Source organism: Pedobacter faecalis, from assembly GCF_030182585.1.
Classification (GTDB): domain Bacteria; phylum Bacteroidota; class Bacteroidia; order Sphingobacteriales; family Sphingobacteriaceae; genus Pedobacter; species Pedobacter faecalis.
In genome coordinates this window covers 87,794-107,124 of the sequence record NZ_JARXOW010000003.1, presented here as the reverse complement: position 1 = coordinate 107,124, position 19,331 = coordinate 87,794, and the positions used below count along the sequence as shown (strand labels likewise).

Annotated in this window: 15 protein-coding genes and 1 tRNA gene; 6 read left to right on the top strand and 10 right to left on the bottom strand. The window is 47.4% G+C overall.

Annotation, left to right across the window (positions count from 1 at the left end; genetic code table 11):
- Window positions 1–19 precede the first annotated feature (19 nt).
- Entirely contained in the window at window positions 20–2,554 is a 2,535-nt protein-coding gene (locus tag QEP07_RS16210; RefSeq protein ID WP_285011355.1) for a zinc-dependent metalloprotease, read from the top strand.
- A gap of 52 nt (window positions 2,555–2,606) precedes the next feature.
- Here the strand turns inward: QEP07_RS16210 and QEP07_RS16205 are convergent, their stop codons facing one another.
- A complete protein-coding gene (locus QEP07_RS16205) occupies window positions 2,607–3,044 on the bottom strand; it encodes a hypothetical protein (RefSeq protein ID WP_256007560.1) in 438 nt (145 codons plus the stop codon).
- A gap of 164 nt (window positions 3,045–3,208) precedes the next feature.
- Between QEP07_RS16205 and QEP07_RS16200 the strand changes: the two genes are divergently transcribed.
- Complete coding sequence (locus QEP07_RS16200) at window positions 3,209–5,857, top strand: outer membrane beta-barrel protein (protein ID WP_285011353.1); 2,649 nt, start codon at window positions 3,209–3,211, stop codon at window positions 5,855–5,857.
- Between the two features lie 6 nt (window positions 5,858–5,863).
- On the opposite strand, the gene QEP07_RS16195 is transcribed toward QEP07_RS16200, so the two are convergent.
- The gene (locus tag QEP07_RS16195; protein ID WP_370687737.1) at window positions 5,864–6,097 is read right to left on the bottom strand and encodes a TFIIB-type zinc ribbon-containing protein; all 234 of its coding nucleotides are present in this window, start codon (window positions 6,095–6,097) and stop codon (window positions 5,864–5,866) included.
- A 171-nt stretch (window positions 6,098–6,268) separates the two neighbouring features.
- Here QEP07_RS16195 and QEP07_RS16190 point away from each other — a divergent pair, with 171 nt between their 5' ends.
- Entirely contained in the window at window positions 6,269–6,685 is a 417-nt protein-coding gene (locus QEP07_RS16190; protein WP_285011351.1) for an EVE domain-containing protein, read from the top strand.
- 3 nt (window positions 6,686–6,688) lie between these two features.
- Here QEP07_RS16190 and QEP07_RS16185 read toward each other — a convergent pair whose 3' ends face one another.
- The 3 genes from QEP07_RS16185 to QEP07_RS16175 are packed head-to-tail and all read right to left on the bottom strand — an operon-like array spanning window position 6,689 to window position 10,432.
- Window positions 6,689–7,210: an acyl-CoA thioesterase gene (locus tag QEP07_RS16185; protein WP_285011349.1), complete on the bottom strand. Its 522-nt coding sequence runs from the start codon at window positions 7,208–7,210 to the stop codon at window positions 6,689–6,691.
- 37 nt (window positions 7,211–7,247) lie between these two features.
- Window positions 7,248–8,480: a type IX secretion system plug protein gene (locus QEP07_RS16180; RefSeq protein WP_285011348.1), complete on the bottom strand. Its 1,233-nt coding sequence runs from the start codon at window positions 8,478–8,480 to the stop codon at window positions 7,248–7,250.
- A 35-nt stretch (window positions 8,481–8,515) separates the two neighbouring features.
- Window positions 8,516–10,432 (bottom strand): ABC-F family ATP-binding cassette domain-containing protein, encoded by a 1,917-nt coding sequence (locus QEP07_RS16175; protein ID WP_256007554.1) that lies wholly within the window; start codon window positions 10,430–10,432, stop codon window positions 8,516–8,518.
- 38 nt (window positions 10,433–10,470) lie between these two features.
- On the opposite strand from QEP07_RS16175, the gene QEP07_RS16170 reads away from it, so the two are divergent.
- A complete protein-coding gene (locus tag QEP07_RS16170; protein WP_285011345.1) occupies window positions 10,471–11,502 on the top strand; it encodes a quinone-dependent dihydroorotate dehydrogenase in 1,032 nt (343 codons plus the stop codon).
- A 78-nt stretch (window positions 11,503–11,580) separates the two neighbouring features.
- Here the strand turns inward: QEP07_RS16170 and QEP07_RS16165 are convergent, their stop codons facing one another.
- From QEP07_RS16165 to QEP07_RS16155, 3 genes are all read right to left on the bottom strand, one after another.
- Entirely contained in the window at window positions 11,581–11,754 is a 174-nt protein-coding gene (locus tag QEP07_RS16165) for a spore protein (protein WP_256007552.1), read from the bottom strand.
- Between the two features lie 26 nt (window positions 11,755–11,780).
- A tRNA-Cys gene (locus QEP07_RS16160) sits at window positions 11,781–11,851 on the bottom strand.
- Between the two features lie 47 nt (window positions 11,852–11,898).
- The gene (locus tag QEP07_RS16155; RefSeq protein ID WP_285011343.1) at window positions 11,899–12,648 is read right to left on the bottom strand and encodes a TrmH family RNA methyltransferase; all 750 of its coding nucleotides are present in this window, start codon (window positions 12,646–12,648) and stop codon (window positions 11,899–11,901) included.
- Here QEP07_RS16155 and tamL point away from each other — a divergent pair.
- On the top strand, window positions 12,639–15,035 hold the full coding sequence (gene tamL, locus QEP07_RS16150) for a translocation and assembly module lipoprotein TamL (RefSeq protein ID WP_285011342.1): 2,397 nt from the start codon (window positions 12,639–12,641) through the stop codon (window positions 15,033–15,035). The two genes, QEP07_RS16155 and tamL, sit on opposite strands and share 10 nt — an antisense overlap.
- 3 nt (window positions 15,036–15,038) lie before the next feature.
- On the opposite strand, the gene QEP07_RS16145 is transcribed toward tamL, so the two are convergent.
- Window positions 15,039–15,569, bottom strand: coding sequence for a hypothetical protein (locus tag QEP07_RS16145; RefSeq protein WP_285011341.1), 531 nt, complete (start codon window positions 15,567–15,569; stop codon window positions 15,039–15,041).
- A gap of 35 nt (window positions 15,570–15,604) precedes the next feature.
- Window positions 15,605–16,090, bottom strand: coding sequence for a TspO/MBR family protein (locus QEP07_RS16140; protein ID WP_256007548.1), 486 nt, complete (start codon window positions 16,088–16,090; stop codon window positions 15,605–15,607).
- Between the two features lie 63 nt (window positions 16,091–16,153).
- Here QEP07_RS16140 and QEP07_RS16135 point away from each other — a divergent pair, with 63 nt between their 5' ends.
- A complete protein-coding gene (locus tag QEP07_RS16135) occupies window positions 16,154–19,330 on the top strand; it encodes a PVC-type heme-binding CxxCH protein (RefSeq protein WP_285011339.1) in 3,177 nt (1,058 codons plus the stop codon).
- Window position 19,331 lies beyond the last annotated feature (1 nt).

Below are 19,331 nucleotides of genomic sequence, written 5' to 3'. Positions count from 1 at the left end.
CAAACTTATTAGATCAACAATGAAAAAGAACGTATTATTGACATTGCTGGGCCTTGCTTCAGCTACGTATGTCAATGCCCAGGACAAGCCTGCAACTCCGCCTGCAAAGCCGGCTGCGGCTAATCCAAATGCCATGAACCGTCCGGCTGCACCAACTAACGGGCCTAAGCCTTACAAGCAGGTGATCACCGACAGCGCCAAAACGGACCATGGGTTGTTTAAGGTTCACCAGGTTCAGGACCGGTATTATTTTGAAATCGCAGATTCCCTGCTTGGCCGTGAGATCCTTACGGTAAACAGGATCAGTAAAGCTGCTGCGGGAAACCGTGCCTCCATGATGGGCTATGGTGGCGACCATATAGGTGATAATGTGATCAGCTTTGAAAAGGGCCCCGCGAATAAGATTTTCATCAGGACGATCTCTTATGGCGAGCGCTCGGCTGACTCTACTGAGCAAGGCATGTACCGCTCGTTGATGAGTTCTAACATTCAGCCTCTTGTGGCGTCTTTTGATATAAAGGCACTGGCAAACGATTCTGTAACTAAGGTTAAAGGAAGCGTAATCGACGTTACAGATTATATGAATGGAGATAATGAAATTTTCTTTTTTGAGTCAAGAGCTAAGAGAGCGTTGTCGTTAAGCAACCAGTTAAACGATCGCTCCTATATCAGGGAAATCAAGTCTTACCCAACCAATATAGAAATCAGAACGGTGAAGACTTACACCAAAACACCTGCTCAGATTCCAGGCATGCCGCCCGCTATGGCCGGATCGCCGACTCCGGTAACTTATGAACTGAACAGTTCCATGGTTCTGCTTCCCAAAAAGCAGATGAAGCCACGGTTTTTTGATGCCAGGGTGGGTTATTTCGCCACAGGATACGTAGATTTCGACTCTAACCCGCAAGGTATCAAGAATCAGGCGCTTATCACGCGCTGGAGGCTAGAACCCAAACCAGAAGACGTAGAAAGATATAAGCGCGGAGAGCTTGTGGAGCCGAAAAAGCAGATCGTTTATTACATTGACCCGGCAACGCCAAAAAAATGGATCCCTTATCTGATCCAGGGTGTTAACGACTGGCAAAAGGCTTTTGAGCAAGCAGGCTTTAAAAATGCGATCGTTGCTAAGCTTGCGCCAAATGATCCGAACTGGAGCATTGACGATGCGCGTCATAGTGTAATCGTTTACAAGCCTTCGGATATACCGAATGCGAGTGGTCCGCACGTGCACGACCCACGGACCGGTGAAATTCTGGAGACGCATATCAACTGGTACCATAACATTATGCAACTGGTGCGTAACTGGTACATCATTCAGGCTGCGGCGATAGATCCGGGTGCGCGCAAAATGAAATTCGACGATAAACTGATGGGCGAACTTATACGCTTTGTCTCATCGCACGAGGTAGGCCACACTTTGGGATTACGCCATAATTTTGGTTCTTCGGCAACAGTTCCGGTTGAAAAACTTAGAGATAAGCAATGGGTAGAGAAGAACGGACACACCCCGTCGATCATGGATTATGCACGCTTTAACTACGTTGCACAACCTGAAGATAAGATATCTGCGAAGGGTATTTTCCCACGAATCGGTGATTACGATATGTGGGCGATAGAGTGGGGTTATAAGTGGCTGCCTCAGTATAAAACTGCAGAAGATGAGTCTAAATACTCGAACCAAACGATTATTAAGCGAATTGCGGAAAATCCAAGACTTGCGTTTGGAACAGAAACTGATCCAAACGATCCGCGTAATCAGAGCGAAGACCTCGGAGACAATGCCGTATTGGCGTCGGAATACGGGATCAAGAACCTTAAGCGTTTGGTTCCAAATATTCTTGCGTACAGCAAAGAGCCCAATGAGGGGTACGATAATGCAAAAGCACTTTATGGTGAGCTGGTTGGACAATTTGGCCGCTATATAGGCCATGTTGCTAAGTATGTTGGTGGTATTTATGCTACGCCAAAAACCATGGAGGAATCGGGCACGCAGTATAGCCGGGTAAATGCCGCCCGCCAAAAGCAGGCGATGGATTTCCTGGGCGCTCAGGTGTTTAACACGCCGAAGTGGTTGCTCGATAAGAATCTGCTGGATAATATTGGCGAAGATCCGATATCGGTAGCAAACCGCTTGCACATTAATGCCCTGGCCCGGTTGGTCAACGCTAACACATTCAACAAACTTATCTCTGCCGAAGCAGCAGACGGGCCTACAGCTTATAAGATCACAGACCTGTTCTCTGATTTGCAAGGTTCAATATTCTCGGAGCTGAAGTCGAACACAGAAATCGATGTATACCGCAGGAACCTGCAAAAAACGTATGTGAACACAGTGATCAGTTTGCTTGAGCCGCCAGCGCCTGCTGCGGGAAGCACATCTGGCAGAGGTGGTTCTAACCTGATGCAAAGCGATGCCGTCTCACTGGCTAAGGCTCAGCTGAGAGAGCTTTCGTCGGCGATTAAATCTGCTACACCAGCAGCTTCAGGGATGAGTAAATTTCACCTGGAAGACTTGTCGCAACGTATCGACGATGCTTTAAAAGGTAAAGGGTAACCTGAATTTATTCCAAAAAAAAGGGCTGTTTTTTCTAAAGACAGCCCTTTTTTTATTTCCTCCGCGAGACTGTGAGCACTGCGGCCGTAACCAACGCGCCGAAGAGATAGTATCCTACGGTCATAGCAGATATTGTCTTTGTTTTTGCCACGGGTTTCTCGTTAAGCCCCATCGGTTCGGGCAACTTAACGGCACCTACTCCTGCAAGCAGTCCCATTGTGATGGCTTTGAGCCAGATATTGGATTGCTTTTTACTGCCGATCATGCTGTAATAGAGTGTATTCGAGATGATGTCTCCGGCGAGCGTTGCGTTATACAGGGCTTGCTCATCGGTGATGTTTCCGCCCAGATGCCGTACAGTCTTTTGAAGTGCTTGTTCTCCAAGCAAATCAATCCTAGGTGTGTTACGCTTATGCTTTAACGACTCGTGCAGTATATTTAAAGCGACCGCACCACACAGTCCTGCAAAGAGATTCTTAAGCTTTCCCATAATGTGTCTTTTTAAGAGAACAACAATCCGGTCGGACAGAGGTTTCCAAGAAACTTAAATACCTTGTATCGCACCTTGAAACTGCTCGAAATGTGTAACATGTTAATTACTCTAAAACCGTTTGTACTAGCTTGTTGTACTTTTGCGGGACACACACAACCAGAATGGGCCTTTTTCAGCGGATAATTTTATTCCTCGTAGTATTTACGGGTATTTCACACTATGCCAAAGCGCAGACATTTACTGTTAAAGGTATCGTCGTAGATACCGCCGGCCTGCCTTTGCCGGGCGCCGTGGTGCGTGTAAAGTGGGCGGCCGACAGCGTCGCTATGTCGGCCAGCGGAGATGGCAAGTTCAACTTCAATAATGTAAAGGCACGTCAGTTCACACTATCGGCCGCTTTTATTGGTTTCAAAAACTTCACAAAGGAATACATCATCGAGAAAGGGAATACCATAACGCTGGCCCCGGTCATGTTACAGCCTTCAAGCAACACGCTCGACGCAGTGGTGATTTCCGGAGCTCCGCCGGTACGGGTAACGGAAGATACGGTGAGCTATAACGCCGCACACTTTCCCGTACGCGAAGGAGATGCTGTCGACGAAGTGCTGAGAAAGTTGCCCGGCATTAAGGTGGATCAGGACGGTAACGTGACCAATCAGGGCGAACCAGTTACCAAGATTCGTGTGAACGGTAAAGATTACTTTGGTACAGACGTAGCTACTGCGATAAAGAACTTACCTGCGGATATTATTAAGAACCTGCAGTTCATAGATGATTATGGGGATCAGGCCAAGCTAACCGGGATAAAAACGGGTGAGCCTCAAAAGATACTTAACCTAACCATCGACCCTGATAAGGACAAGGGATATTTTGCACGTGTCTCAGGAGGGCTGGGAAGCGAAGATCGCTACAACACAAATATACGTGCCAATATGAAGAACAAGGATCGGATGACTTCTCTTCATGGCACCTTTAACAATGCAAATATGCGGGGCGGCGGCGGAGACGGAATCAATACCCGGAACGCGTTTGGCGCCAACTATCAGAACCAGTGGAACGAAAAGATTTCCGGGAACGCAAGCTACAACTTCAACAACAACCGGAACAATACCATAAGTTCCGCACTTACCCAGAATTTTCTTAGGAATGCTGAAGGTGAAGATTACATACGTCTCGAAGATTCCCGCAACAATAGCCTAAGCCGAAATTTCAATCATGAACTGGAAGGTGAGCTGGAGTACAAAATTGACACCATGAATTACCTGAAGGTTAGTCCCCGCATTGCCTATAACGGCAACGAAGGCACGAGCAACGGCGGTTCTGAAATTACACAGCCAGGGCTGCGTACCGATCGCAATAGCGAAAACTTTAATGAGGGAAACAACCTGAACGCACGCACGAATGTGTTTTATAACCATAAGTTTCAAAAGAAAGGTCGCAATTTCAGTTTTTGGGGGAGTTTTAACTACTCAAACGGGGATAACTCGCGGGATGTACTTAACGATTACCTCACGGAACGCCCTAATCTGCCTGACTCGGCCAGGTTGCAACATCAGTTGATCGGTAATGCCAACGACAATCTGGGGCTAAATGCAGGTGGCTCATATATGGAACCTATATGGGAGAAAACTTTTGTTGAGCTAAGCTATAACTGGAACCGTTCAGCAACTTCAAGCAGCAGAGACACACGTGATGTGATAAACGGCGATGAGATTTTTAACGCAAACCTCAGTAACGATTATGAGTATCAGTTTATTACCAATCGGATTGGTTTGAATTACAGATTTATCGATCAGAAACTGAACTATACTCTTGGCGTTAACGTGCAGCCGGCGGTGCTTACCGGCCAGAACCTTAGTCAGAACATCGATACCCGAAAGGAAACTTTTAATGTCATACCCAATGCGAGGTTCGTTTACAAATTTTCCAATCAGGAATCTTTTGATGTGAATTATTGGGGGAGGAATAATCAGCCCGGTTTTTTACAGCTGCAACCGATAACGGACAATTCTAACCTTCAGAACACGGTTACCGGAAATCCTGATCTGAAGCCCGAGTTTATCCATTCCTTAAATGCGCATTATAAGCAGTCGGACTGGAAGCTGGGTTATTTGATCGATGCCAGGGCGTGGTATAACCTCACCAAGGACCGTATTGTGACAACAAAGGTGCTTATTCCCGGAACAGTGAACCAGGTAACTAGTTATACCAATACCGACGGCTATTATAATATGGGGACAGAGTATTCTTACAGCAAACCTTTTGCTGAAAGAAAATATACGCTGACCTATTCTGGAAGTGGCTCTTTGTCAAACAATGTTACGTTTATAGACAATAGCCGAAATATCGGTAAAAATACGTCCTGGCGTCAGGAACTTGAATTCCAAATCGATATTAAGGACGTCATGGACACAGAGTTCGAGACCTCATATTCTCAGAATCACACAAGTTATTCGCTAGAGGGCGATGCGTTTAGGGATCGAGAAGTTAGTCGACTTCAACTTGGTGTCAACGGACGCAACTTCTTTTTTAAAGATCTTACGATCGGGTACAATTTTTCGAAGTTAATCAACTACGGCTTGGAGAATGCACGAAACCCACTGATTTTACGTTTGTATGCTGAATACCGGTTCATGAAAAATGACATGGCCAACCTTAGAATAGACGGGTTTGATCTATTTAATCAGAACACGGGCATTTCTTTTGAATCCGACGCGAACTTTACCGTCGACAGGCGGGTAAACCGCCTGGGACGGTATTTTATGTTTTCATTTACTTACAGGGTAAGTAAGTGGGGCGGCCGACGGTAGGCCGGATCAAAAATCAAAGAAATCATTCAGGAACGACTTCTTCTTTTTATGGGGATATCGTTTGTTATAATCATCATTATAATCACTATATCCATATTTACGGTAGTCCTGCTCGTAGTTGTCTTTTTGAGCATAGTGGTTCGCGGAATGTTCAATGATTTTTTCAAGTTCACCACGGTCCAGCCATATTCCCCGGCAATTCGGACAGTAATCAATTTCTACACCTTTTTTCTCACTCATAAGGAGTGTTTCGTTACAAGACGGACATTTCATGGAATAGCTCTTTTATTTAATTTATAGGTTTTTAAATATAACGTTTAAAGTCGTGATTGCATATAGCCCCGGGAGAATTACTATTAATATGAGGTTATTTCGGGCTATTTTATCAAATTTGCATAACAACAAACGATCATGAGCGATACTAAATACTGGCTTGTAAAAAGCGAACCTTTCAAATACAGCTGGGAGAAATTTAATGAAGACGGGCGTACCTTCTGGGACGGCGTGCGCAATTATCAGGCACGAAACAATCTGAAAGAAATGAAGGAGGGCGACCTGGTATTATTTTATCACAGCAACGAAGGTAAGCATGTTGTCGGCATAGCTAAAGTAGTACGTGAATATTACCAGGATCCGACCACCGAGGACCCCAACTGGGTGGTGGTGGATTTGTCGCCGGTAGAAACACTTAGAAATCCTGTGTCGCTGGAACAGATCAAAGCAGAAGAAAGCCTGAAAGACATCTCGCTGATTCGCCAGGGGCGATTATCGGTGATGTCGCTCAAGCCCTCGGAGTTTGATAAGATATTAGAGATGTCGGAAAAATAACGTCTACTCTGAAAAGAACAGCGCCTTCAATTCAAGGGCGTCATTAGGCTGCATTTTACCACCAAGTATCAGGCGTAGTTGCCTGCGCCTTAAGGCACCCGCATATAATTCCTTTTCTTCGGCCGTTTCAGGTACCAGTTCGGGCACAGCTACTGTTTTGCCTTCCGCATCAAGTGCTACAAAGGTGAAGTAAGCCTCGTTAGATTTATTCCTGGTCGCCGAGGGCACATTCTCCGCCCATACGTCTAGTCTGACCTCGACGGAGGTGTTAAAGGCACGGGTTACCCTGGCCTCTATGGTGACCACATCTCCAAGTTTTATGGGCTGCTTAAATGATACATTGTCTACCGACGCCGTGACCACAATCCGGTTGCAATGTTTCTGTGCAGTGATTGCCGCAGCAATATCCATCCAATGCAGCAGCCGGCCTCCCATCAGGTTGTGCAGCATATTGGTGTCGTTGGGCAGCACAAGCTCATTCATTATCGTGAAGGAATCTTTAGGGCTCTTTCCTTGTGTATTCATGCGGCAAAGGTAAGTAATCTATGGCAAAAGGGCAGATTTACCTTTCCCTTGTATCGGTTTCCGTAAAGCCGATCAGCTCCTCCCAGCGCGAACCAGGCCGCCGGTAATACACAAAGACCTGGTAGGTGTTCCCGGTTTCATAGAAAGAGCCTTCAAACACTGCCTGGTCTGCCATATGTGCAGATTTATCGACCCACACGTACCGGTAGTCGTACAGTCCTTGTTTAAGCGTCATTGTGCCCGAAAACTGTTTACTTGAGGCGTCATAAGTTAATCTTGATTCATCGTCGAGCCGATAATTATTAAACCGGCCAACCACATAAGCTTCTCCATCCCGCGTCGGTGCAACAGCGTTGAGCGTAAAAGAGACATTCACATAGTCGCTTTCTGTGCGGTCGTCCCGGCCATCCTGGTTTCGGATATAAAATCTGCCATCTTCGTCAATCCGGTTGCTGTATTTGTCGCCCGCAGTTTTTAAATCAGCGAAAAGCCTGACCCTCACTCCGGTATCACGCACAATTTGCTGAACATTTTCGGCTTTATACCGCAGACTGCGGATGTCGAATTTCCTGTACTCATTTAGTCCGGGAAAGTCATTGGTGGTCATTTCCGTATATACCAGCGAGCCCTGGCGGATAAACTGAGGACGTGTGTTGAGTTTAGTAAGCAGAGGATTGCCATTTTGCATGACCAGCACCTTGAGGTCGGCATACGGATTCTGAATAGGTGAAGAGTGAAAAACAGTGAAGTTCAGCTTTTGATTCGTTTGCCGCAAGGCTACCTGGGGGCTAGCCACCACATCCGCGCTAATATTCACTGAGGGAGCCAGCACATAGAAGCGCTGAGACACGACGGGTTTCCTTTGATCTCCCTCTTCGTAAACTTTCAATAGGTAGTTGCCCGGGATCTTAGGCCTGACCTGCTCGTTTGGTAAGGCCAGTGCGTAACTGGTATATTTCTGCAGTGTTCCAAAGGAGTACTTATAGTCCGTGATCCGATCCTCCGGCAGTCTTTCCATGTAGTCAGTCGTAGAAAGACCCGAGGATTGCCAATCTGACGTGCAATGTTCAATGGTGTACCAGTATATTCTTGAGCCGCCCCGTAAATCGTCGAAAGAAAAAAGCAACTTCTCGTCCGACCCCAGTACAACCAAAGGGATCCATTGCTCTTTGTTAAGATTATAGCATTGCACAGTCCGGATATGGGGCTGATATACCTTGTTTTCAAAAGTAAAAGCCTGGCGGGCCGGAACACTATGGGCGGTTGCCATGAGCCATAAAAACAGAACCCATATCGCCGCCCTCATTACTTTCCCTCGAGCTCCATGATTTCTGAAGCAAGCGTTTCCCAGGTCGTCTGAGCGGTATCCAGCAGTGCCTTGGCGGCCGAATAACGGGTGTTTGCATCATTTAATTTCGCTGAGTCCGCATAAGTGCGTTCATCGGCGATCTCCGCTTCTATAGCTTTTACCTGGCTTTCAAAATCGCTGATGTCTGTTTCGATCTTCTTCAGCTGATCGTTCAGTTTCTTCAGCTGCTGCTGGAGATTAGGAGTAGCGGGTTTTTCCTCGGCCACTTTTTTCACTTCCTTGTCGGGCCGTACCGGTATACTCGACGGCTTGGCCGGCGGACGCTTACTGTTCCATTCTTCGTACTCCGCGTAGGTACCCGGATATTCCTTAATTTTCTGATCTTCAATAAACCAGATCTTATTGGCTACATTGTCGAGGAAATACCTGTCGTGCGATACCGCTATGAACGTACCCTCATATTGTTGAAGTGCCTGGATCAGGATGTTGACCGACTGTATGTCCAGGTGGTTGGTCGGCTCGTCAAGGATCAGGAAGTTTGAATCCGTGGTAAGCGATTTCGCAAGCGCAACCCTGGATTTCTCGCCGCCCGATAATACACGAATCTTTTTAAAGACGTCATCACCAGTAAACAGAAAGCAGCCCAATATCCCGCGGAGTTCGGTGTCCGTATGCTTTGGCGCAAAGGCCTGAAGTTCTCCCAGGATCGTGTTGTCCAGGTGCAATGACTCAAGCTGGTGCTGAGCAAAGAAAGTAGTTGTTACATTGTGTCCCGTTTCACACTTTCCGCTAAAAGATTCCGTCCCCGCTATGATGCGCAAAAGCGTAGATTTACCTTTACCGTTCGCGCCAATAAGTGCGATCTTATCGCCCTTCTCAATCACTGCTTCAGCATCGTTAAGAATGGCGACATTCGGGTAACTTTTCGTAGCATTTTCAATCCGGACAACGTGCCTGCCGGAAGGTTTTGAAAACTTAAACTGGAAGTTTACCGTCGGGTTGTCATCATCTACATCCTCTACACGCTCCATCTTGTCGAGCGCCTTCATTCTGGACTGAGCCATTTTCGCCTTCGAGGCTTTAGCTTTAAAGCGCTCAATCAGACGTTCTTCCTGCTTGATCTTCGCCTGTTGGTTTTTAAATTCTCCCCGTTGTATTTCGGAACGCAGTGCTTTCTCTTCAAGGTAGAAACTGTAATTGCCCGCATAAGTGGTCAGTTTGCCCTTTCTTGATTCGACCGTTTTGTTGACGATCTTGTCGAGGAAATATCTGTCGTGCGAAACGATCACGATGGCTCCCTCAAAACCCATCAGGTAGGTTTCCAGCCATTTAATGGAAGGTAAGTCCATGTGGTTGGTCGGCTCATCCAGCAATAGTATGTCCGGTGTCTGCAACAGGATCTTAGCCAGCATAACACGCATACGCCAGCCTCCCGAGAAGGTGTTCAGCGGACGCTGCTGGTCTTCCGTGCTGAAGCCAAGTCCCGCCAGGATTTCATTGGCCCGGTATTCAATATTGTAACCGTCAAGCGCCTCAAACTCCTGCTGTTTATCGCTTAGTTTATTCAGCACCTCCTCGGAGTAGTCGGTCTCAATTTTCTTCAATAACGCTTCGATCTCGTCGTGCAGCTGGTTCTGACGTTCAAAAGCCTCCATGGCCACATGCAGAATACTATGATGAGAGTCGTAAGAAAGCAGATCCTGGTTCAGGTAGCCAATTTTTAAGTCCTTCGACATCGAAATTGTCCCTGATGTTGGCGCATATTCGCCAACGATTATCTTGAGTAAGGTAGATTTTCCTGTTCCGTTGGCACCAATCAGTCCAACCCTGTCGCCCGGTTTAATATGCCAGTTCGCCTCATCATACAAAGCCCTCGCGCCGATAAGAAAAGTTAAGTCGTTTATTGAAATCATTTGGGCGCAAAAATACGTTTTTTTCCTATCTTCGCTCCATGTATCAGCTAATTAAGCCCATATTCTTCAAGTTTGATCCAGAGAAAGTGCACTATTTCGTGGTGAAACGCCTGAAGTGGTTTCATGAGCATTTTCCGCTTGGTAAAACCATCTTGCGAAGCAGTTTCGATGTCAGCATCAAGGGGCTTGAAAGAGAAGTATTTGGCATCCGTTTCCGCAACCCTGTGGGGCTGGCTGCGGGCTTCGACAAAAATGGCGAATACATTGAAGCGTTGAGCGACCTTGGCTTTGGTTTTATTGAGGTGGGCACGGTAACACCTTTGCCCCAACCCGGCAATGACAAGCCGCGCATGTTCCGTCTGGAAGAGGATGCAGCATTGATCAACCGGATGGGTTTTAACAACAAAGGTGTAGATACGCTTGCCGAGCGGCTGAGAATACTGAAAGCAAAGAACACCGGTATTGTGATTGGGGGCAATATTGGCAAGAATAAGAACACACCGAACGAAGAGGCCACAAGTGATTACATCAAATGCTTTGATCGCTTGTTCGATGTGGTAGATTACTTCGTGGTGAACGTGAGTTCGCCAAACACACCAGGCCTGCGTGCACTGCAGGAAAAGGAGCCGCTGATGGAATTGCTTAATACCCTGCAGCAACGCAACCGGAAAAACGATATATCCCGACCTATCCTTTTAAAGATTGCGCCAGACCTTACCGACGAACAACTGGATGACATCGTAGAGATTGTATTAGAGACGAAGATCGCAGGGGTAATTGCTACCAATACAACAATAGATCGCAACGGTTTGTACGCCTCAGATACGGTCAAAAACGAGATGGGTGGCCTTAGCGGCAAACCGCTCGCAAGCCGTTCTACTGAAGTGATCCGTTATCTCTCCAGCAAATCAAATCGCGCATTTCCTATTATTGGGGTAGGCGGCATTCACTCGCCGGAAGATGCAAAAGAAAAGCTCGACGCTGGCGCATCACTTGTGCAGCTCTATACCGGGTTTATCTATGAGGGACCGGGACTTATCAAAGCCATTTGTAAATCTCTCGTTAACTAAGCCATGGCCTTCGCTAAGGTTATGGGCACAAAAAAGCCCCCGCATTGCGGAGGCCAGGTCTTTCAGGCAATTTTAAAATTAACCTTTAGCAAGCTGAGCTAAAACAGCATTGTTCTTAGCAAGCTGATCTTTAGTAGACTGCTTTGAACGGCTTCCAAGCTCTAAGTTGGTTGCTTGTTTCAAATGCTTAACATCTAACTTTGCAAAAGTTTTATTTCTTCTGTCTTTTCTCTTTAGTCTGGTAACTGCCATGTCTTTTTAATTTATCGTAAATCCTGAGGTCGAGAGCGGATTCGAACCGCTGTAGAAGGTTTTGCAGACCTCTGCCTAGCCACTCGGCCACTCGACCCTATAAAATCAGGCTGCAAAAATAAACATTATAAGTTAGGATGCAATTTATTTGTGTAAATTTCTGCTGATGTCTGCACAGAGGATAGCCGCCGAGATCGCGACGTTTAAAGATTCGGCGCCACCCAACTTCGGTATGGTCACAGGCTTACTCACCAGGTTCAGCAATCCTTCCGAAATGCCCTGCCCTTCATTGCCTAAAATGAGTAATCCCTCGTGTCCCCATTTTGTATCGTAGATGCTTGTGCCGTTTAAGACCGCGGCAAATACAGGAAGATCAGTGCTCCTTACGAGGTTCTCCAGTTCTGCATACATCACATTGACCCTGCAAAGCGAACCCATCGTGGCTTGTATAGTCTTAGGGTTATACACTTCTACGGTGTTAGGCGAGCATATTACATTTTTAAAGCCAAACCAGTCGGCCGTGCGGATTATTGTGCCCAGATTGCCCGGGTCCTGTATCCCGTCGAGCAACAGGGAGAACGTATTTCTTAGCTCGGACTCGGACAACTCCTCGCTATGCTGCATATGCACCAGCGCCATAATTCCCTGAGGAGCCTGCAGCGTACTAATCTTGTCTAACTCAGCGTTGTTTACTTCAAATAACTTTATATTTGCAGCCAGCTGAGGTAATGCGGAACGGAATTGCGGCAAAAAATAGATGCTGTGCACCCGATACGGCGATTGAAGAAATTCTGAGATAGATTTTATACCTTCAATAATAAACAGCCCGTTTTCCCTGCGGTATTTTTTTTGATGTAGAGATTTTATAAAACTGACCTGAGATTTTGAAAGCATACCCGAATACTAAAAGCAATGTTCTTGACCTTGCAATAATACTATTTATTATCGTCATTGCTACAGGGTGTTCATCCACAAAATATATTGCAGACTACCAGTCTATCGTCAAAAAAGTCACCATCGACAGTGTCGATAAAGCCTTTGAAGAAGAAGCCTACAATTACATTCAGAAAGACATCCGTCCGATATCGGGTATTGGCATCAATGTCTGGATATACAATATCTTTAATACGAAAGACGGCAGATATAAAACCAGTGGTATAAAACCGCTCGGAACACCGCCGCCTATTCTAGACAGTACGCTGGTCGAGATCTCACGGACGCAGGTAGAGAAATTTTTGATGAGCAAAGGTTACTTCAACGCACGTGTTCAGTCAGATATAAGTGTAAAGCGTAAACGCGCAAAGGTGAGGTTTACCGCCTCGCCAGGTCCGCTTTTCTCGTTCAATGACATTGCTTATGACATTCCGGATCCGGTGGTCAAAGACATCTATCTGAGCAACAAGGCTGCCTTTACCCATATCAGGTCTGGCGAGCGCTATGACGATGATTCGCTGGCGCTGGAGCGCGACAGGATCTACGAGGTAATGCGGGAAAATGGTTACTTCGACTTTTCCCGGCCCTATGTGAAGTATACGGTCGACTCCAACCTGAATGCGAGTAAAGCCAATATTACGCTGATTATTGACAATCCGGTCGACAGACCCGCGCATCAGCAGTATACCATAGGTGAGGGCAATCTTATCATCGCACCCGATGCCGATGGGTTTCCGGATACGATTTCAATGAATCCCAGGGTTTTTCGCGGACTTCGATATACAGATCTGTCCGGAAAGTTCCGGCGAAATCCCATTTCCCGATACAATTTTCTGACGCAGGGCGAGCGTTACGACATTCGGAATGAAGAACTGACGTACAACCGGATGTATGAGCTCAATGTCTTTAAAAACGTAAAGATTGATTACAATAAAATGCCCGATAGTGGCAGCAAAGTCTTTCCCGTAATACAGCTCATCCCGCAGAAGATCATGAGTAACCGGATTGAGGGTGAGGTGCCCTTTAATGCCGGAACGGTGGGCTTTACACTGAGCAACACCTATACCAATAACAACATGTTCAGGGGTGCCGAACGCTTTGAGTTCCAGGTTAAGGGCGGTCTGCAATCCCGTTTAGGCCGGGGCAGTGCGCTGTTCAGCGATATTTATCAGCGCGATTTCTCGTTGAGCGCTAACCTGAGTGTGCCGCGACTTATGCTTCCGCTGATTACCGCAAGGCCAGGCCGCCGGGGAGGGATGCCACGCACGATTTTCTCAACCAGTTATGTCTATGCGCAGCAGAAAGACATTTTTGACCGCCATGTGCTGTTGAACTCAGTCACTTATGAGTTTGTGGAGTCCAAATCGAAATATCACACCGTAACACCCTTGAATTTCGAATATCGTTTCGGCAAGCTTCTGCTCGATCCGGATTCAGAATTCGGTCAGCGTATCATTGAGAGTAACACCTACAATATCATTTTGCTGGCGCGTAGAAACATCACGCTCGGCAGCAAATATACCTTCTCATTGAATTTTGATAAGTTGCTCACTGGCAATGACTTCGTTTATCTTCGGGCCAATATGGATGTTGCCGGCAACATGCTCGATCTGGTATCCCGGCTTACGGGAACGCGATCAAATCCGGCTGCCGACCAATACACGACCATATTTGGGCTGCCTTATAATCAATACATCAGGCCTGAGGTCGATTTCAGGTGGTATAAGGGCCTGGGGGGCGCCCAGCAGTTTGTTGCCCGCGTCAATGCCGGAATTGGTTATGCCTACGGTAATTCATTGGTAATGCCTATTGAGAAGTTGTTTTTTGCGGGAGGCTCTAACGGCATCAGGGCCTGGCAGGCACGTACCCTCGGGCCAGGCAATTATAACAGGGGAGAAAGCATACCCGACGAAGAGACCCGTCGCGCACTGTTTGGGATTGATCAGTTGGGCGATACGCATATAGAAGCCAACCTGGAGTACCGGTATAAACTTCTCAACAGATTTTTCGGAGCACAGTTAAAAGGTGCAGTGTTTTTAGATGCTGGTAACGTGTGGAACATTTCCAAAAATTCAACCAATCCCGAAACCCACTTTGATTTTAGTAAGCTTGGTCGACAGATAGCCCTGGGCACAGGAATGGGTTTCCGGTATGATGTTCAATACTTTGTATTTCGGTTCGACGTTGGTTTGAAACTTAAGGATCCGCAGTTTGACGGCTCAGAGCAATGGGTCATTAAGAAATTCATCAATGGCGGACGCGCATTTAAGGATGCCTACGCTATATCGCACAGCCCCGAACGCTACCGCTTTGTTCAATACAACTTCGGTATAGGCATGCCGTTCTAATGCCTAAAAAATAGACTTCAGACCGTCAAACACCGTCTCGAAAAAGGTAGACAGACTTAATCCGTTGCTGTGATTGAAGTAAATGTAGATCAGTAGAATGACAACGGCGAAGATGATGAATTTCCTGAAAGCCAGCGCAATCAGAACAATGATCACCGGGAACATGACAAGCCAGAAGCTACTAATGGTAAACGGATTCAATGCCCCGTCATTCTCGTACACATAGAGCAAACGGGAATGCGTGCCATTCATGTTTTTATGCTTTACGTACACAAAAGCAGAGCGCTCCAGTTGCATAGGAAGCACGGCCACCCCGTCGTTGAAATTCAACTCATGCTTAAAGCCGCTTACCGTAAAGGTGTAAACACCTTTAATATGCTCCATAGGGTTTCCGAGCGAATCAGTCGCAATTACGGCCAGCTTCTGGTTTTTCAGAAGACTCTCCTTTACGATAAAGTTATCGATGTCGGCGCCCTGTGCAAAGGCAGTCACCGAAAAAAGAACAAACAAGACAGACAGGCGAAATCGTTTCATTTAGCTTAAATATTACAGGCTTTCCATACATATCACTAATTCAGCTGAACGATGCTGTAGTTTAATACAGTAGCAAAACTTACCCACAAAAGATAAGGAATAAAAAGCAGACCAGATGCCTTGTCTACCTTATAAAACACTATTGCGTTCACAACAATCATTGCCAGAAGAATAAATATCTCTACCAAAGCCATTGCGGGATCGCGAAGATAGAAGAATATGTATGACCACAGCAAGTTCAATATTAACTGGATGGCATAAATAGCAAAGGTACGTGGGAAATGAGTGATCGTATCGCGTTTCTGCCATACCCGGTATGCCGCAATGCCAATCAAAATATACAACAAAGTCCAGACTGGTCCAAAAACACTGTCGGGCGGGTTAAACGATGGCTTATTGATACCTCTGTACCAAGTGTCGGTAGAACTTCGTGTGAAAAAGCTGCCGATAAAACCCACTGAAAGCGTAATTGCTACATTGATGATTAGCGCGGGGACATTGATTTTGCTGTTGTTTGCCATATCTATGGATATTAGCAAAGTAAGCGCCAATTTTTTATCTTTAAGCCCACACACTGTTAACCAATGAACAAACCTGTACGCAAATCCTGGAAGATTTTATTCCGGGCGCTTCTGCTTTCTATCGTTGCCCTCATCTGTCTGCATTTCACACAAAAGCAAACTCCACCCGTTGGTCCCGACCGGCAGTCACATATTGTGCTTGTCGGTAACAATCTGGGATCGCGGATGATGAATTACGGGCATTTTGAAACGGAGCTGCATTTGCGTTATCCTGATCACCAGTTGTTCATCCGCAATATGTGCGATGGTGGCAATACGCCGGGTTTCCGGCCGCATTCGAGCCGTAATTCGCCCTGGGCATTTCCTGGTGCAGAGCAGTTCCAGACGGAACTTGCCGCGGATGCCGACAGTCAGGGCTTTTTTGAGACGGAAGATCAGTGGCTGACACGTTTAAAGGCAGATGTGATACTAGCTTTTTTTGGTTACAGCGAATCCTTTGACGGGCCTGCTGGTGTGGAGAATTACCGGCGGGAGCTCGATGCCTTTGTTAAACATACTTTAAAGCAGCGATACAATGGTAAGACGCCCCCACGCTTAGTGCTGATCTCGCCGATTGCTTTTCAGGATTTGTCTGCCACCATGGACTTGCCCGACGGAAAGACGGAGAATGCAAACCTGGCCTTATATGCTGCAGCCATGAAAGACGTCGCTGCCGCGAATAACGTCCTCTTTGCCGACCTATATAATCCAAGCAAACAGTGGTTTGCCACAAGTAAAGTGCCGCTCACTATAGATGGCTCCCAGCTCACCAGCGAAGGATATGCAAAGCTTGCCCCGGTGTTGGCCGACCTTATTTTCGGGAAAGCTACCGTAAAGACACCCGCCCGCCGCGAACAGGTAAGGCAGGCCGTACTGGAGAAGAACTGGATGTGGCACAACGATTTCAAAATCCCTAACGGCGTGCATGCATACGGTCGCCGCTACGATCCATTTGGCCCGGACAATTATCCCGCCGAGATCGCCAAAATTCGGGCGCTTACGGCCAACCGGGATACGGCTGTTTGGCAAGCCGCCCGGGGACTAAACATGGATCTTGCTGCCGCAGACGCGCGTACTCCTGCAGTACCTGAAGTAAAATCCAACTATAACCCCGGCCCGGGAGAGAGCTTAAGGTATTTATCAGGTGCTGAAACGCTTAGTAAGTTCAACATGGCGCCGGGCTTTAAGATTGATCTCTTTGCTTCGGAAGAACAATTTCCAGAACTGGCCAAGCCATGCCAGATCAGCTTCGACAATAAAGGTCGTCTGTGGGTCGCCACAATGCCCAGTTACCCACACTATAAACCTGGCGATTCGAAGCCTAACGACAAGCTAATTATCCTGGAAGATACCGATCAGGACGGAAAAGCGGATAGGCAGACTGTATTTGCCGATGGTCTGCATTTGCCGCTTGGCTTTGAAGTAACAGCAGAGGGGGTGTACCTCTCGCAGGGTACCGACCTCGTGTTTCTGAGAGATACCAATGGCGACGATCGTGCAGACAGCAGGGAGATCTTACTGAGCGGATTTGATGACCATGATACCCATCACAATATCCATGCGTTTACAACCGACCCTTCAGGTGCCATTTATATGGGTGAGGGAATATTTTTGCATACCAATGTGGAGACTTCCTACGGGCCTGTGCGCGCTTCGACCGGTGGATTTTATCGATATAATCCGCAGCGCCGGCAGCTTGAACGAACTGCGCAGCCCTATGCTCCAAATCCCTGGGGCATCGCTTTCGACGACTGGGGCCAGCCTTTTTATGCCGAAACCTCTAGCCCCAGTGTACATTGGATGATGCCGGTTACGGTAAAGCCGCGCTACGGTCAAACCACGGAATCATCGCCCAACCTCATTCAGCAGGAACACCTTGTCAGGCCCACATCTGGGCTTGAGTTTGTGTCCAGTCGCCATTTTCCTGAAGAGATGCAGGGCGACTTTCTTATTAACAATACCATTGGTTTTCTTGGTACCAAGCAGCACACGCTTAACGATGCGGGTACCGGATACAAAAGCAGCCACCGGGCAGATCTGCTGCAGTCGTCCGACAAGAACTTCCGGCCGGTAGACCTGGAATTTGCGCCCGACGGGTCGCTTTACATTGCCGACTGGCACAATTTGCTGATCGGACACATGCAGCACAACGCCAGGGATCCGCTGAGAGATCATGTTCATGGCCGCATTTACCGCGTCACTTACCCGGCGAGACCGCTGGTGAAGCCTGCAAAGGTGGCCGGGGCAAGTGTATCAGAACTGCTCGATAACCTTAAGCTGCCAGAATACCGTACGCGTTACCGCACAAGAAATGAATTGAGAGGGCGCAAGCCGTTGGAGGTATTACCCAAGTTAAAGGCCTGGGTGGCGGCACTTGATCGTAATGATCCGAAATATGAACATCATTTGCTTGAAGCGCTTTGGGTGAGCTGGGGCTTAAACAAGGTCGACCAGCAATTGCTCGAGCAACTGCTTAGCGCGCGCGATTTCCGTGCAAGAGCTGCCGCAGTACGTGTACTTCGCTATATGAGTCACCAGATAAGCAATCAGCAGGAAATGTTTAGACAGGCCGGCGCTGATCCACACGGACGAGTACGTTTAGAGGTAATAGCCGCGGCCTCCTGGATGCCCAAAGAGCAGGGGCTGTCACTTTTAGGCTATGTGGCCGATAAGCCGCTCGACGAATGGATGAAGTCGCCCTACGAAACCGCGGTAGCTCATCTGAATGGTCGAGCCAAAGGCGCTAAGATCGAACCAGAAGACAGCGCGCCGGCCGGTCCCTCGAAAGACATCTATGTGAAGGGAAAAGCGATATACATGAAGGAAGGTTACTGTACCACCTGTCACCAACCCGATGGAAAAGGGCTTCCGTCCTCCGGCTTTCCGCCGCTTGCCGGTACGGCCTGGGTTACAGGCAGCCCGGACAGGCTTGTAAAAATCATCTTAAAAGGCCTCCATGGCCCTATTACAGTAAACGGCAGGAAGTATAGCGGACAAGTACCTATGACGCCTTTCGGAGGTATGCTGACAGACGAAGAAGTAGCAGCAGTAGCCACATATGTGCGCAACGCGTTTGGGAACAAGGCGCCGGCAATCAGCCCCGAAAAGGTAAAGGCTTTGCGGGCCGCGACAAAAGCTAAAGCCGGATTTTATTCTCCGGCAGAACTTCTAAAGCAGCACCCGTTGGAAAATAATAAATAAT